Here is a 15760-nt window from a genome sequence, read left to right as displayed (position 1 = left end):
GGAGACCGCAGATGACCCCAGACCCCTTTCCCCCCGCAACGATGCCCCAGCTGCGCCGCCGGGCCTTTGTCGTGGCCTCTCTGGCCGCGCCGCTTCTGCTCTGGGGTGGCGGCGCGCGGGCCTTTCCGCGTGATCCCGACCGCACGCTCGCCTCGGTCCGGGGGGCGGGGCGGATGGTGGTGGCGGCCTCTGACAATCCGCCATGGGTGGTGGCGGACGGGGACAACCCGTCCGGGGTCGAGGTGACGCTGGTGCAGCGTTTCGCGCAGATGCTGGCCGTGGGGGTGGACTGGCTGCGCCTTCCGGCCTTCGAGGCGCTGCAGGCGGTCGAACAGGGCAAGGTCAATCTGGCCATCGGCGGCTTCTCCCGCGCCTCGGTTGTGGCGCAGAATGTCGCAGCGCCAACCTATACCTATTTCACCGAACGGCTGGTGGTGGCTGCCCCCGACGCCCGCAGCGCGCCCGCCGATCTGGACGGGAAGCCGGTCTATGTGCCGCCGGATCTGGTGGTGGAACAGGCGATCCGCGACAGGGGCGGCCTGCCGGTGCATGATCCCGACAGCGCCACGCTGATCGCCCTGCCGCACTGGCGGGTCGCTGCGGAGGGCATGGCGCCCACCGCCATCGAACTGGCCCGGCGCGAGCATGTCCTTGCCCTGCGACGCGGCGAAAACGCGTGGCTGTTCGAGTTGGAGCAGTTCCTGCGCGGGCAGGAAGCCGCGGTTCCCGATCTGCTGGAGGGCGCGCGATGACCAAAGGCGCCTCCATCCTGCCGGAGCCGCAGCGCCGCGCGCTGCGCCGGGCCTGCCGCCTGCAGCTTGTCTGGCTTGCCGTGCTCGCCAGCATCGTCACAGCCATCTATTTTTCACTGGGCAACAGTCAGGCGATGAAGACGGCATGGGTCGAGGATCTGCTGAGCTTCGTGCCGCCGCTGGCCTTTCTGGTTTCGGTCTGGTTCGAGGCGCGCGCGCCCAGCGACCGCTTCCCCTTCGGCTTCATCCGCGGGCTGTCCATCGGCTATCTGGTCAGCGCCGTGGCTCTGGCGGCGGTGGGGGGCTTTCTGATCGTGGATTCGGCCATGGCGCTGATCAAGACCGAACACCCCACCATCGGCACCGTGCGGATCTTCGGGGTCACGATCTGGTTCGGCTGGCTGATGATCGCGGCGCTGATCTACAGCGTCATCCTGCCGGTGATCTTCGGGCGGATGAAGCTGAAGCTGGCCCACAGCCTGCATGACAAGATCCTGCTCTCTGACGCGCTGATGAACAAGGCCGACTGGATGACCGGGCTTGCCGCCGCTCTGGGGGTGGTGGGCATCGGCATGGGCTGGTGGTGGGCCGATGCGGTGGCCGCGCTGATCATCGCCGTCGACGTGCTGCATGACGGGGTCAAACATACCGGCGCCGCGATCCGCGATCTGGTCGACGAGATGCCGCGCACGCTGGATGACAGCGCCTTCGAGCCGCTGATCCGTGAGGTGCGCGACCATGTGGACGGTCTGGACTGGGTCGCCTCGTCCCGCCTGCGGCTGCGGCAGGAGGGGCGGTTCCTGACCGGCACCGTCTTTGTCGTGCCCCGGCAGGAGGCAGGCCTGACCGCCCGGATCGAGGCGGAGGAACGCGCGCTGCTGGATCTGAGCTGGCGCATCCATGACGTATCGATCATGCCGCGCCAAGAGCTGCGGATGCCCAGCACCGCCCCCGCTGCGGGCGACATGCCCGCGCCGATCCGCCCCGGCGCGATCCGGCTGACGGGCCGGGGCTAGGCCCGCTGCGGCGGGATCCCACGACAAAACCGACGGTTCGGGAACATTGCCCGCCTCGGCCTGTTTCCCCGGCATCCTCCAGATAGAACCGCACGCCACGGAGGGTCTGATCCTGCCGCAGGGCGGCAGTTTCTCACCGACACTTCACCAAAGGAGACACGCTCATGGCGACCACCGTCGGACATGAATCCAACATCGAAAAGCTGGTGACCGATCTGATCATCCTCGAACATGACGCGATCGCGGCCTACGAAAGCACCGTGGAGCGGCTGAGCGACAGCGCGCTTTCGGCGCAGGTCGAGGAGTTCCTGCAGGATCACCACCAGCATCTTGTGGTGCTCAACGAGATTGCCGCCGAGCTTGGCGTCGAGGCCCCCGCAGAGGGCGACATGAAACAGATGCTGACCACGGGCAAGATCGCGCTGGCCGACCTGATGGGCAATGGCGCCATCCTGAAGGCGATGAAGACCAACGAGGATGACACCGTCACCGCCTATGAACGCGCGGTGGGTCACCCCGACGCGCTGCCCAAGACCCGGGCCTTCTTTGAAAAGGCGCTGACCGACGAACAGCGCCACCGGGCATGGATGCAGCAGACCGCAGAGTCGCTCTGACCCTGTGGGGGCGGGGCCGCTGCGCCCCGCCTCTGCCGCTTACCGGCCTTCGCCGCATGTGGACACCGCCCGAGCGGCCGCGCGCCCCGGGCGTCTGTGGCATGGGGGAAAGGACGGTCCCGCCGCCCCCCGAGGGTCATCGCCGATGAACACCGACAGCCTGCCCCCTGCCAAGACATATGTGCCCGTCTGCGCAATCGGCGCCTCTGCGGGCGGGGTGGAGGCGCTGCAGACGCTGTTCCGCCAGCTGCCGGAGGATCTGGGGCTGGCCTATGTGGTCATCCTGCATCTTGCGCCCGAACATCCCAGCGCCATGGCCGAGATCCTGTCCGCCTGCACCGCGATGCCGGTGCATCAGGTGAACGAGACCCCCACCCTTATGCCCGACCGTGTCTATGTGATCCCGCCCGACCGCGCACTGGTCATCACCGGCGACAGCGTCACCGCGCGGGAGTTCAGCCAGCCGCGCGGACGGCGCGCGCCCATCGACATGTTCTTCCGCTCCGTGGCGCAGGCGCGCGGCGATGGCATGGCGGTGGTGCTGACCGGTGCCGGGGCTGACGGATCGAACGGGCTGCGTGCCGTGCAGGAGTCGGGCGGCGTGATCTTCGTGCAGGATCCCGCCGAGGCGGAATTCCCGTCGATGCCGCGCAATGCCATCGCCACCGGTGTGGCAAGCGTCATCGCGCCGCTCGACCGTCTGGCGGAACGGATCGCCGAGGTGGCGCGCAGCCATCAGGCCATGCGCACGCTGGATCAGGAGGGCGTGGCCCATGACCTGCGGCGCATCATCGGGCTGCTGCGCGCGCGCACCGGCCATGATTTTTCCACTTACAAACGCGCGACCGTGCTGCGGCGGGTGCTGCGCCGGATGCAGGTCTGCCGCGTTGCCAGCATGGGCAGCTATGCCACGCTGATCCGCACCAATCCCGAAGAGGCGCAGGAACTGTTTGGCGATCTGCTGATCTCGGTCACGCATTTCTTTCGCGACGAGCCCGGTTTCGAGGCGCTGCGCCGCGAGGTGATCGCGCCGCTTTTCGACAATACCCCCAAAGGCGGGCTGCGGATCTGGTCGGCGGGCTGTGCCACCGGCGAAGAGGCGTACAGCCTTGCCATCCTGCTGGTGGAGGAGGCCGAACGCCGCAGCCTGCAGGTGCCGGTCCAGATCTTTGCCACCGATCTGGACGAAGGCGCGCTCGCCACCGCCCGCGAAGGCCGCTACCCCAAATCCATCGAGGCGGATCTGTCCGAAGAGCGGCTGGCACGGTTCTTCATCGACGAGGGCACCCATTACCGGATCCGCACGGATCTGCGCGAGAGGGTGCGGTTTTCCTCTCACAGCGTGCTGAAGGATCCGCCCTTCCTGCGGCTGGACCTGATCTGCTGCCGCAACCTGCTGATCTATCTGGAACGGTCGGTGCAGGACCAGCTGCTGCGGCTCTTTCATTACGGGCTGCGCCCCGGTGGCGCGCTGTTTCTGGGCACGGCTGAAACGGCGGACTGCCTGCCCAGCCTTTTTGCGCCGCTGCACCGCGACGCGCGGCTCTATCGCGCGCGGCCCCAGGGCGAAACGCGCATGCCCAGCCTGCCGCAGGCGCCGCTTGCCCCCCCGCCGCAGGACCGGCAGGGGGCGCCGCAGGCCCGGGGGCGGGATGGCACGCCGGCGCTGATGCATACGGCGGCGCTGGAACAGGCGGCGCTGCCGGGGCAGACCGACGCGCGGCGCCTGCAGGCCGATCTGCGCGCGGCGCAGGCGGCGCTGGCCACCAGCCGCGCCGAACAGGACGCCGCGCTGGCGGATCTGCGCGCCTCGAACGAGGAACTGCACTCCATGAACGAGGAATACCGCTCCACCTCGGAGGATCTGGAAACCTCCAAGGAAGAGCTGCAGGCGCTGAACGAAGAGCTGCAGACCGTCAATGCCGAGCTGAAAAGCAAGCTGGAAAGCACCTCGGAGGCGCATGGCGACCTGCGCAACCTGATCGCCGCCACCGATATCGGCACGCTGTTTCTGGACACCGCGCTGCGCATCCGCATGTTCACGCCGCCGCTGACGGGCCTCTTCACCATCACCGACAGGGATATCGGGCGCAGCATCACCGATTTCACCTGCCGCCTGCTTTATGACGCGCTGGACCGCGACGCGCGCCGGGTGCTGGAGGATCTGGTGCCGCTGGAAACCGAAGTGCAGAGCCGGGACGGCACATGGTTCATCATCCGGCTGCGGCCCTATCGCACCGTCGAGGACCGGATCGACGGTGTGGTGCTGACCTTCGTGGACATCACCGCGCGGCGGCGGATGGAAAGCGAGCTGCGGGAAAGCCAGAAGAATTACCAGATCCTGTTCGATTCCATCGACGAAGGCTTTGCCATCATCGACATGATCTTCGAAGCCGACAGGCCGGTCGATTACCGCATCGTCGGGGTCAACGCCGCCTTTGCACGCCAGACCCGGCTGCGCGATGTGGTGGGCAAGACCGCCCGCGAGCTGGTGCCCGATCTGGAGCCGCACTGGTTCGACTATTACGGGCGCGTGGCGCGCAGCGGACAGGCGGAGCGGTTCGAGGCGCCGTCGGACGTGCTCGACCGCTATTTCGATGTCTATGCCTTTCCGGTGGGTGCCAAGGGCGGCCCGCGTCTGGGGGTCCTGTTCCGCGATGTCAGCGCCCGCAAGGATGCCGAGGCGCAGCGCCAGCTTCTGACCGATGAACTGAGCCACCGGGTCAAGAACACGCTTGCCGTGGTGCAGGCGCTGGCGCGGCAGCCCGGCACCGCCGACATGACGGTGCAGCAATTCCGCGACCGGTTCATCGGACGGCTGCAGGCGCTTGGCCATGCCCATGACCAGCTTCTGGAAACGCACTGGCACTCCGCCGATCTGGCGGTGCTGGCCCGTCAATCCCTGTCGGCCTATGGCGGGCAGGGGCGCCGCAAGCTGGTCATCGACGGCCCCGAGCTGCTGCTGACGCCCAAGCAGGGGCTGGGGCTGGCGCTTGTGCTGCATGAACTGGCCACCAATGCCGCGAAATACGGCTCGCTGTCGGTGGAGAATGGCCAGCTTGACGTGACATGGCGCCTGCAGCCCACCGAGACCGGGCAGGAGGTGCGGCTGGTCTGGACGGAATCCGGCGGCCCCAGGGTCACCGCTCCGGTGGCCAAGGGCTTTGGCAGCCGCCTGATCCGGCAGGCCTGTTCCTATGAACTGGGCGGATCGGTGGAACTTTTGCCAGAGCCCGCCGGTTTCGTCGCCCTTATCAGATTTCCACAGGGATGACCCGATGACCGACAAAGCCACAGACCTGTCCGCGCTCTCCGGGCGGCGGATCCTCGTCGTGGAGGACGAGATGCTGCTGGCCATGGAGCTTCAGATGATCCTCGAGGATGAAGGCTGCGTGGTGCTGGGGCCGGTGCCCGACATTCCGCGCGCGCTGGCGCTTGTCGAGGGCGAGGCGCTGGATGCGGCCACGCTTGACATGAATCTGAACGGCGAGTCCTCGCTGCGCATCGCTGCGGCGCTGCAGGAGCGCGGCATCCCGTTTCTGGTCATCAGCGGCTATAGCAACCGTGCCGCCACCGAGCCGCCGCTGCGCGACGCGCCGCATCTGGCAAAGCCAGTGGTCAGCCAGACCCTGCTGCGGCGGCTGGCCGAGCTGTTCTGAACGGCAGGCCTTCAGCGGGGGTCGGTAAGGATCTGCCGCACCAGCATCGCCGCCCCCTGCGTGCCAAGCCGCGCATCGCCGCGCGCCAGACAGATCTGCAGCCGTTCGGTGGCGAGCGGCAGGCAGCGCTGGTAGACCCGTTCGCGGATGCCCGCCAGCATCGCCTCTCCTGCCCCGGCCAGCGTGCCGCCCAGCACCAGCAGTTCCGGGCTCAGCACCGCGACCAGATCGGCGCTGACCGTGCCGATGATCCGGCTGCTGGCATTGACCAGCGCCCGGCATTCCGGCGCGCCCCGGGCATAAAGCTGCATGACATCCCGCGCGTCGTGGCAGTCATGGCCAAGCGCGCGCAGGTCGCGGGCGATGGCCCAGCCTGCCGCATGTGCCTCCACACAGCCTTCCTTGCCGCAGCGGCAAAGCTGGTGGGGCTGCGGCGTGTGCTGGATATGGCCGATATCGCCCGATGTCCCGAAGGCGCCGCGCAGCAGATGCCCGTCTGTGATCATGCCGCAGCCGATGCCGGTGCCCGCCTTGATGAACACCACATGCCGCGCGTCGGGCCAGTGCAGCCGCTGTTCGGCCATGCACATCAGGTTCACGTCATTGTCGAGCGCCACAGGCAGGCCCAGCCGGGCCGACAGCAGCGCCCGCAGGTCGATCTGGTCCCAGCCATGCATGACCGAAGGCTTGGCGACGCGGCCCTGCCGGTAATCGATGGGGGCGGGCAGGGCCATGCCCAGCCCCGCCACCTTTGCGGTGGCCTTGGGGCTGCGGGCCAGCCGGTCCGCCACGCGCGCCAGCGCCTCCAGCGTCTGTGCCGGATCGGCGCGCAGGTCGACGGGCAGCAGCGCCTCGTCCAGCACGCCGCAGCCGAAATCGAACAGCACCACGCGGGCCATCTCTTCGCCGATATCGACGCCCAGCAGGTTGCGGTAATGCGGATTGATCCGCCATGTCCGCGCCGGACGTCCCCCGCCCGAGGCCATGGTGCCATCCTCGACGATCAGCCCCTCTGCGACGAGGGCCCTGATTCTCTGCGCGGCGGTGACGCGCGACAGGCCAAGCGCCTGTTCCAGCTCGCGGCTGCTGCGCGGCGGCCCGTTGAGCAGCAGGCGATACATCGGATCCCGTGCGATCTCGTCCATTTAACCACCTGACAGCGAACCGGATTTTGGCATCCGCCTCTTATGATAAACACTTTACATAAGTAAGGCCATATATGGATTCATATTGACAGAAGTTATCTCGCTCTGCCCACTGAGGAGGCGCAAGGAGGAGTTGCGCACATTGGGAGGACATCATGAAAACGCTGAATTGGCTGGGGGCCGCAGGGTCCGCCGCAGCCCTGATGCTTGCTGCCCCGACCGCTTGGGCACAGGATGACGACATTCTCGTGGGGCTCATCACCAAGACCGACACCAACCCGTTTTTTGCCAAGATGCGCGAGGGGGCAGCCGCCAAGGCGGAGGAACTGGGCGTCAGGTTTCAGGCCTTCGCGGGCAAGTATGACGGTGACAACGACACGCAGATCACCGCCATCGAAAACCTGATCGCCGCCGGGGCCGACGGCATCCTGCTGCTGGCCAGCGACACCAAGGCCATCGTGCCCACCGTGCAGAAGGCGCGCGATGCGGGGATTCTGGTGATCGCGCTCGACACGCCGCTGGAACCGATCGACGCGGCGGATGCCACCTTTGCCACCGACAATTTTCTTGCCGGAGAGATGATCGGGCAATGGGCCTTGGGCACGCTGGGAGAGACGGCGGCGCAGGAGGCGAAAATTGCCTTTCTCGACGCGCATGAAAGCCAGCCCACGGTGGATGTGAAGCGCGATCAGGGCTTCATGCAGGGCTTCGGCATCGACATCAAGAACCCCGACCGGCGCGGCGACGAGGAGGATCCGCGCATCATCGGGCACGAGATGGCCGGCGGCTCCGAAGTGGGCGGGCGCGACGGCATGGAGACGCTGCTGCAGAAGGACTACGACATCAACGTGGTCTACACCATCAACGAACCCACCGCCGCAGGCGCGTGGGAGGCGCTGAAGGGGGCGGGGAAGGATGACAGCTCGGTCCTGATCACCTCGGTCGATGGCGGCTGTCCGGGCGTGCGCAACGTGCAGGATGGCGTGATCGGCGCCACCTCCATGCAGTTTCCGCTGCTGATGGCCGCGCTGGGAGTCGAGGCGGTGGTGGACCATGCGCGCAACGGCACCCTGCCCGCGCCGTCCGAAGGGCTCGATTTCTACAATACCGGGGTCACGCTGGTGACCGACAGGCCGGTGGAGGGGCTCGACTCCATCACCAGCGAGGACGCGCTCGCGCTCTGCTGGGGCTGACGCGCCGCCGGGTCCGCCACGGCGGGCCCGCACCCCTTTCCACAAGCCGGGATCCCTCACATGGCCAGCGATGACCTGCCGACCTTCGCGACCACCGACCCCCGCCTGTCGCGCCGGATGATCAACGTCCTGCACGGCAATCCGACGATCATTCCGCTCTTCGTGCTCGTGCTGGGGCTGGCGGTGTTTTCGTCCGTGGTCGGAGAGCGTTTTTTCCATCCCTTCAACCTGTCGCTGGTGCTGCAGCAGGTCACGATCATCGGCACCGTGGCGCTGGCGCAGACGCTGATCATCCTGACCGCCGGGATCGACCTGTCGGTGGGGGCCATCGTGGTGCTGAGCTCCGTCGCCATGGGACGGCTTGCGATGGATCAGGATCTGCCACCGGGACTCGCGCTGTCGCTGGGCATCGCCGTGGGATCGGCCTGCGGCGCGCTCAACGGGTTTTTCGTCACGCTGATCCGCCTGCCGCCCTTCATCGTGACGCTGGGCACATGGAGCGTGTTCAACGCGCTGATCCAGTTCTGGTCAGGGGGCGAAACCATCCGCCAGCAGGAGATCGAGGCCGCCGCCCCGATCCTGCAATGGACGGGGGAGTCGCTGCGCATGGGGGCCGCGCGCCTCACCATCGGCTCGCTGCTGATGCTGCTCTTGGCGGGGCTGCTGTGGTATGTGCTGAACCGCACCGCCTATGGCCGCCACATCTATGCCGTGGGCAATGATGCCAACGCCGCGCGCCTATCCGGCATCGGCACGCGCCGGGTGCTGTTCACCGTCTATCTGATTGCGGGGGCGATCTGCGGCTTTGCAGGCTGGCTGCTGATCGGGCGGATCGGCGCGATCAGCCCGCTGGGGGGTGCCATGACCAATCTTGACAGCATCACCGCCGTGGTGATCGGCGGCACCAGCCTGTTCGGCGGGCGCGGGTCGATCATCGGTACGCTGATCGGGGCGCTGATCGTCGGCTTTTTCCGCAACGGGCTGGCGCTCGCCGGGCTCGACGTGCTGTGGCAGGAATTCACCATCGGCTTCCTCATCATCATCGCGGTGTCCTTCGACCAGTGGCTGCGGAGGATCTCGACATGACCGGATCCACAGCTTCCGCCGCCACGGAGCCTGCGCTGAAGGCGCGCGGGCTGGTCAAATCCTTCGGGCGGGTCGTGGCCATGGACGGGGCCGATTTCGACCTGATGCCCGGCGAGATTCTGGCGGTGATCGGCGACAATGGCGCGGGCAAATCCACGATGATCTCGGCCCTTGCGGGCGCGGTGCGCCCCGATGCCGGAGAGATTTATCTCGGCGGCGAAAGGGTCAGCTTTCACAGCCCGATGGACGCCCGCGCCCGGGGGATCGAGACGGTGTTTCAGGGGCTGGCGCTGGCCCCGGCGCTGACCATCGTCGACAACCTGTTTCTGGGGCGCGAATACCGCGTGCCCGGGCTGCGCGGCCGCCTTTTCCGGCTGCTGGACCGGGCGCGGATGCGCGAAGAGGCGCGGCGGCACCTGTCGGAACTGGGCCTGATGACCATCCAGAACATCGATCAGGTGGTCGAGACCCTGTCGGGCGGCCAGCGGCAGGGCGTGGCCGTGGCCCGCGCCTGCGCCTTCGGATCCAAGGTGGTGATCCTTGACGAACCCACCGCAGCGCTTGGCGTCAAGGAAAGCCGCAAGGTGCTTGACCTCATCCGGGACGTGCGCGCGCGCGGCATCTCCATCGTGCTGATCTCACACAACATGCCGCATGTGTTCGAGATCGCCGACCGGGTGCACATTCACCGGCTGGGCCGCCGCGTCGCGGTGGTCCGGCCATCGGACATGTCCATGTCCGACGCCGTGGCGATCATGACCGGCGCCATGGAGCCGCCCGCCGGGCGGCAGGACCGCTAACCCCCAACCTTTCAAGGACCAAGACATGCTGAGACTGGACGAGAAACTGGCGCGCATCCGCAGCGGCGACTACCGCAAGGGCGATTTTGTCATCGCCGATGCCAAGGACGGCGACATGGGCCCGTCGATCAAATCCTGCGGTCCGCACCGCAACGCCGATGGCAGCCCCGGCGCCTTCCGCACGAGGCCCGAATTCCTTGACAGCATCGAGGCGATCGTGGCGCAGGATGTGGTCGACGTGATGCTGACCTCGGTGTCGAACCTCGAGGCGCTGCAGGAGCGCGGCGTCTACGGATCAAGCCGCGTCACCCCGGCGATCCGGGCCAATGACACCACCGATGTCTGGGTGTTCCGGGGCGCGCGCTATGCCAGCCAGCCCTCGCGCCCGTTCCGCAGCGCGAACCTTGCCGAGGCGAAGCGGCTTGGCTGCGATCTGGGGCTTTATTCCATCACCTTCAACAACGATCTGGACGCGGATTACCTGTCGCTGGAGCATTTTGCCGCCTTCCGCGCCGATGCGCAGGCCAACGGGTTCCGCTATTTCCTTGAGGTGTTCAATCCTAATGTCGACTGCGGACTGTCTGCAGAGGACATCCCCGGTTACGTCAATGACGCGATGATGCGCTGCATGGCGGGCCTGTCCCGGCGCGAGCGGCCCGAATTCCTCAAGATCGCCTATAACGGCCCCAAGGCGCTGGAGGAACTGGTCAGCTATGACCCTTCGGTCATCGTGGGGGTGCTGGGCGGCGGCGCGGGCACCACGCGCGACTGTCTGGAACTGATCGCGCAGATCGAACGCTACGGCGCGCGGGTGGCGCTGTTCGGGCGCAAAATCAACCTTGCCGACGACCCGCGCGAGATGGTGCGCATGATGCGCGCCGTGGCCGATGGCGAGATCGGCTCCGAAGAGGCGACCCGCGCCTATCACGGCACGCTGCAGTCCAAGGGCATCACCCCGAGCCGCCCGCTCGATCAGGACGGCCAGATCACCGAAGCCGTGCTGAAAAGCGCCGCCTGAGCGCGGCTGCGGGGCGCCCGGTGCGGCGTCCCGCCCCAAGCGGACAAGGACAAGGGAAGGAGGCAAGAGACCATGAGCAGCAGTCGCAGCGGGTTCATCACCGGCGGAACATGGTGCGTCGATCACAACATGGTGCTGCCGCGCTGGCCGGAGGAGGAGACGGCAACGCGGATCCTGTCCGCCAATGCGCAGGGCGGCGGGGCGGGGTGCAATTTCGCCGTCGACATCCGGCGGCTGGCGCCAGAGATTCCGGTGGCGACGGTGGGCCTTTGCGGCGAGGATCCGGACGGGCGGCTGCTGCGCGGCGTCGCCACCGACCACGGCATCGACATCTCGCGCTTTCACGTCGATCCCGCCCTGCGCACGCATCGCACCATGGCCTTCACCTCGGCGGAAAACGGCAGGCGCACCCATATCTTTGAAGCCGATGCCAGCGACCATCTGACGCCCGACCATTTCGATTTTGACGGCGTGACGGCGCGGATGCTGCATCTGGGGCTGCCCGGCACCCATGCACTGCTGGACGGTCCGTGGCAGGGCGATCCCAGCGGCTGGGTCAGCGTGCTGAAAAAGGCGCGCGCCGCCGGGCTGCGCACCAACATGGAGGTGATGAGCATCCCGCGCGACGATCTGCGGCGGCTGATCCTGCCCTGCCTGCCGCATCTGGATTACCTTGTGGTCAATGATTACGAAATCGGCGCCTTCGCCGATCTGCAGACGGTGCAAGGCGGGGCCACCTCGGTGCCGGGGGTGATCGCGGCGCTGCGCCGGGTGATGGAGCTTGGCAGCATGGAAATCGCGGTGGCGCATTTCCCCGGCGGTGCCGTGGCGCTGGACCGCAGCGGCGGGGTGCAGTCCCATCCCTCCACGCGGTTTCCGCAGGCCGAGGTGAAGGGCACCAATGGCGCGGGCGATGCCTTTGCCGCCGGGTTCTTCTGCGGCCATCACCGGGGCGTGGCGCTGCGCGACTGTCTGGCCTATGCCCATGCCGCCGCCGCCGCCTCGCTGCGCTCCGTCGACACCTATGGCGCGGTCGAAAGCCTCGAGTCCTGTCTGGCGCTTGCCACCCGCACCGGCTGGCGCGACGCGCTGGAACTGGGCACGGCCTGATCCTGCATCCCGGGAAATCCTTGGTCCCGGACGAAAGATCTTTACGCGCGCCTGAAAATTTTCTTTACGGTAACTTCAACGCCCAAGCCACGCGGAGAAGAGACCGGATGAAGGAGGACCCACCGCGCACGATGGAGGCGTTTGCCCGGGCCTGCGGGGTGTCGCGCCCGACCCTGTCGAAATTCTTCGAGGATCCGGAAAGCGTCAAGCCCTCCACCCGGGCGCTGATCACCGCCAAGCTGGAGGAAACCGACTACCAGCCGAACCTTTATGCGCGCAACCTCAACCGCAAGCGCACGCGGACCATCGGCATCGTGGTGCCCGCCATCACCGACCCGTTCTATGCCCAGCTGGTCACCCGGCTGGAACTGCTGCTGCGCGCCGAAGGCTACTGGCCGCTGACCATCTCGCCGCATGGCCAGCCCGATCTGGAGGTGGAGGCGCTGCGCACGCTGCAGTCGCTGCGGGTGGGCGGCGCGCTGATCGCACCGCTTGGCTTTGCCTCGGATGCCGAGGCGATGCAGCGCTTCGTCGAGGCGACCCCGTGCATCTTTCTGGACAATGCCATCGGCGGCATGGCCTCTTTCGTGGGCAATGACAACCGCCAGAGCATCGGCACGATGGTGGATTACCTCTGCCGCTCCGGAGAGGCGCCGGTCTATATCAACACGCCGCCCGTCAATCCCGGCACCGGCGAACGCTGCGCCGCCTATCTGGCCGCGATGCGCGCCCATGGCGCCACGCCGCTGGTGCTGGAAAGCCAGACCGAAACGCCGTGGGATCTGGAACGGGTCGGCTTCGAACGGATGCAGGCGCTGATCGCCGCAGGCCTGCCCGGGCGCACGCTGCTTTGCGCCAATGACCGGCTTGCCTTTGGCGTGATCGCCGCGGCGCATGAGGCGGGGCTGCGGGTCGGCCATGGCGAAGGTTATGACCTGCGCGTGGCCGGGCATGATGACCACCCGCTCAGCCGTTACAGCGCGCCGTCCCTGACCACCATCGCGCAGGATTACGAAGGCATCTCGCGCACCGCCAGCGCGCATCTGCTGGCGCTGTTGTCGGGCGAGACACCGCGCGGCACCGTCAGCTCCACCCAGCTGCCCGCCAAGCTGGTGATGCGCGCCTCGGCCTGAGGGCTGTCAGACACCTTGCCGGTCAAGCCACTGCGCCGCTGCGGCCAGTGCCTCCAACGCTGCGGGATCATGGCGGCAATGGCTGAGAAAGCCGTGCAGATGCCCCTCCCAGAGCCGGGTTTCGACGGGGGTGCCAGCGGCGGCCAGCGCCTCGGCATAGGCGCGGCCCTCGTCATGCAGGATGTCGGCCCCGGCCAAGGCGACAAAGGCCGGCGCGGTGCCCGCAGGATCGGCCCGCAGCGGCGATAGGCGCCAGTCGGCATGATCCTCGGGCCGGGCATAGTGATCGCGGAACCAGCGCATGGTGCGCGCGGTAAGCCCGAAGCCTTCGGCAAAGCGGCGATAGCTGAGATGGGTCTGGCCCGCATCGGTGTTGGGGTAGAACAGCAGCTGCGCCCGGGGCTGCGGCAGCGCGGGATCGCGGGCCGCGGCCAGGGCTGCCACCGCCGCCAGATTGCCGCCCGCGCTGTCCCCGGCCACGATGATCCGGTCGGGGGCAAGACCAAGCTCTGCCGCCACCTGCGGCAGCGCGGCAAGGCAGGCGATGGCATCCTCTGCCGCTGCCGGAAAGGGATGTTCGGGCGCCAGACGGTAATCCGGGCAGATCACCACCGCGCCACAGGCCGCCGCCAGCCGCTGGCAGATCGCGGCATGCGAGGCGGGGCTGCCCACCACCCAGCCGCCGCCATGCAGGTAAAGAAGGGCGCGGGCGCCGGTGGCGGGCGCCCCGGCGCCGCGCCAGCAGAGCGCGGGACGGTCGGCCAGCAGCAGCGGCACCGGCCCTTCGGCCAGCGCCGGATCGGGCGGCAGCTGCAGCGCGGGCCAGCCTGTGTCAAAGCTGGCGCGGGCCTCGGGGGCGGACATCTGCTCGAAGGGCGGGCCCGGCATCTGCGCCTGCGCGGCCAGCGTGGCACGCGCGCCGGGGGAGAGCGGCGGGCGGCTCATTGCAGCAGCCCCTCTGCCGCCGCCTCGTCCAGCAGGGCGGGCTGGTCCGGGCAGGAGGTGATCTCGACCCGGCTCCGCGTCTCGCCCGAATGCAGGATGCTTTCCAGCACTTCCAGCACGTGAAAGGCCAGCGCGCCACTGGCGCGTGGCGGGCGGCCCATTTCCATGGCCTCTGCCATCTCGGCCAGACCCAGCGCGCGGTAATTGGCGCGGTCCGGCGCCTCCACCGGGTAGTTGGTGGTGCCGAAGGGCGTGCCTTCGGAGGCATGGGCGACCCAGTCCGCGCCTTGCTCCGACAGCGCCACCACATCGCCGAAATTGTCCGGATCGGGCAGGCGCAGCGACCCGCCGGTGCCATGCAGTTCGATGGGCGCGCTGGAATGGCGGAACACATCCCACGAGGCGCCGAAGCTGAGGATGGCGCCGGAGCGGAATTCCAGCAGCGACAGCGCGGTGGTGGGGGTGCCCGCCTCGAACGTGCTGTGCTGCAGCGGCCCCGGCGCGGTGATGGTCCGGGTCTTGGCGCCAAAGGAGGTGACGGCGGTCACCGCCCGCACCGGACCCAGAAGATAGGTCAGCATTGTCAGGTAATAGGGACCCATGTCCAGCACCGGCCCCGCGCCGGGCTGGTAATAGAAGGCAGGGTTCGGATGCCAGTGTTCCATGCCCCGCCCTAACATGAAGGCGGTGCCGGTCACCACCTGCCCCAGCGCGCCGCTGTCGATCAGCTGCCGCGCGCGGCGCCCGGAAGCGCCAAGGAAGGTGTCGGGCGCCGCCCCCACCACAAGCCCCGCCGCCCGCGCCGCATCAAGCAGCGCGCGCGCCTCTGCCGCCGAAGCGCAGAGCGGCTTTTCGGTGAAGACGTGCTTGCCGGACCGGATCGCGCGCATCGACACCTCGTGATGCGCGGCGGGCACCGACAGGTTAAGGATAAGGTCGATGTCGGGCGCGTCAAAGATCGCCTCAATCGGCATCTCGCGCAGCCCGAATTCCTTGGCGCGCAGCGTTGCCGCCTCTGGCCGCAGATCGGCACAGGCGACCATGCGCAGGCGCCGGAACAGGCTCGCGTTTTTCATGTAGATGGCCGAGATGTTGCCGCAGCCCACCACGCCGATGCGCAGCTCTTTTTGCTCTGTCAGACCCAAGATTTCCTCCCTCGTGGCCAGAACCTGCTGCCGCATCTGCGGCGCTCTTCTTGTCTTGTAGATTTTTATTTGTTGACGCGCGACAAAAAATTTAGAAACGTGAGTAAATCGATGGTTGGGAGGCCATCGCTTTGGGAGGAGTGA

14 protein-coding genes are annotated in these 15760 nt (G+C 67.6%); 11 read left to right on the top strand and 3 right to left on the bottom strand.

Translation table 11 applies throughout. The features are described from left to right. Positions 1-11: 11 nt before the first annotated feature. From VK682_RS16535 to VK682_RS16515, 5 genes are all read left to right on the top strand, one after another. On the top strand, positions 12-752 hold the full coding sequence (locus tag VK682_RS16535; RefSeq protein ID WP_230796647.1) for a transporter substrate-binding domain-containing protein: 741 nt from the start codon (positions 12-14) through the stop codon (positions 750-752). After that, entirely contained in the window at positions 749-1768 is a 1020-nt protein-coding gene (locus tag VK682_RS16530; RefSeq protein WP_324782239.1) for a cation diffusion facilitator family transporter, read from the top strand. The genes VK682_RS16535 and VK682_RS16530 overlap by 4 nt, the downstream gene beginning before the upstream one ends. Positions 1769-1932: 164 nt before the next feature. Next, a complete protein-coding gene (locus VK682_RS16525) occupies positions 1933-2382 on the top strand; it encodes a ferritin-like domain-containing protein (RefSeq protein ID WP_230796650.1) in 450 nt (149 codons plus the stop codon). A gap of 145 nt (positions 2383-2527) precedes the next feature. Further along, positions 2528-5656: a chemotaxis protein CheB gene (locus VK682_RS16520; protein WP_324782238.1), complete on the top strand. Its 3129-nt coding sequence runs from the start codon at positions 2528-2530 to the stop codon at positions 5654-5656. A gap of 4 nt (positions 5657-5660) precedes the next feature. Continuing rightward, complete coding sequence (locus VK682_RS16515) at positions 5661-6041, top strand: response regulator (RefSeq protein WP_089846316.1); 381 nt, start codon at positions 5661-5663, stop codon at positions 6039-6041. Between the two features lie 11 nt (positions 6042-6052). On the opposite strand, the gene VK682_RS16510 is transcribed toward VK682_RS16515, so the two are convergent. Next, positions 6053-7186, bottom strand: coding sequence for an ROK family transcriptional regulator (locus VK682_RS16510; RefSeq protein ID WP_324782237.1), 1134 nt, complete (start codon positions 7184-7186; stop codon positions 6053-6055). Positions 7187-7341: 155 nt separating this feature from the next. On the opposite strand from VK682_RS16510, the gene VK682_RS16505 reads away from it, so the two are divergent. The 6 genes from VK682_RS16505 to VK682_RS16480 all read left to right on the top strand — a co-directional run bounded on the left by VK682_RS16505 (position 7342) and on the right by VK682_RS16480 (position 13526). After that, the gene (locus tag VK682_RS16505; protein ID WP_324782236.1) at positions 7342-8379 is read left to right on the top strand and encodes a sugar ABC transporter substrate-binding protein; all 1038 of its coding nucleotides are present in this window, start codon (positions 7342-7344) and stop codon (positions 8377-8379) included. A 60-nt stretch (positions 8380-8439) separates the two neighbouring features. Next, on the top strand, positions 8440-9465 hold the full coding sequence (locus VK682_RS16500; RefSeq protein ID WP_089846310.1) for an ABC transporter permease: 1026 nt from the start codon (positions 8440-8442) through the stop codon (positions 9463-9465). After that, a complete protein-coding gene (locus VK682_RS16495; RefSeq protein WP_324782235.1) occupies positions 9462-10265 on the top strand; it encodes an ATP-binding cassette domain-containing protein in 804 nt (267 codons plus the stop codon). Before VK682_RS16500 ends, VK682_RS16495 begins: the two co-directional genes overlap by 4 nt. 25 nt (positions 10266-10290) lie before the next feature. Then, a complete protein-coding gene (locus VK682_RS16490) occupies positions 10291-11283 on the top strand; it encodes a beta/alpha barrel domain-containing protein (protein ID WP_324782234.1) in 993 nt (330 codons plus the stop codon). Between the two features lie 72 nt (positions 11284-11355). Further along, entirely contained in the window at positions 11356-12393 is a 1038-nt protein-coding gene (locus tag VK682_RS16485; protein ID WP_230796656.1) for a carbohydrate kinase family protein, read from the top strand. A 107-nt stretch (positions 12394-12500) separates the two neighbouring features. Further along, complete coding sequence (locus VK682_RS16480; protein WP_230796657.1) at positions 12501-13526, top strand: LacI family DNA-binding transcriptional regulator; 1026 nt, start codon at positions 12501-12503, stop codon at positions 13524-13526. Positions 13527-13532: 6 nt separating this feature from the next. On the opposite strand, the gene VK682_RS16475 is transcribed toward VK682_RS16480, so the two are convergent. Both VK682_RS16475 and VK682_RS16470 read right to left on the bottom strand, forming a co-directional pair. After that, a complete protein-coding gene (locus tag VK682_RS16475) occupies positions 13533-14471 on the bottom strand; it encodes an alpha/beta hydrolase (RefSeq protein ID WP_230796658.1) in 939 nt (312 codons plus the stop codon). Next, entirely contained in the window at positions 14468-15652 is a 1185-nt protein-coding gene (locus VK682_RS16470; RefSeq protein ID WP_230796659.1) for a Gfo/Idh/MocA family protein, read from the bottom strand. The genes VK682_RS16475 and VK682_RS16470 overlap by 4 nt, the downstream gene beginning before the upstream one ends. Between the last annotated feature and the right edge of the window lie 108 nt (positions 15653-15760).

Origin of the sequence: Salipiger marinus (genome assembly GCF_035481585.1) — a bacterium.
GTDB classification, from domain to species: Bacteria; Pseudomonadota; Alphaproteobacteria; order Rhodobacterales; family Rhodobacteraceae; genus Salipiger; species Salipiger marinus.
Note: the sequence above shows the minus strand (reverse complement) of the source record. Positions and strands in the feature narration are given on the sequence as shown.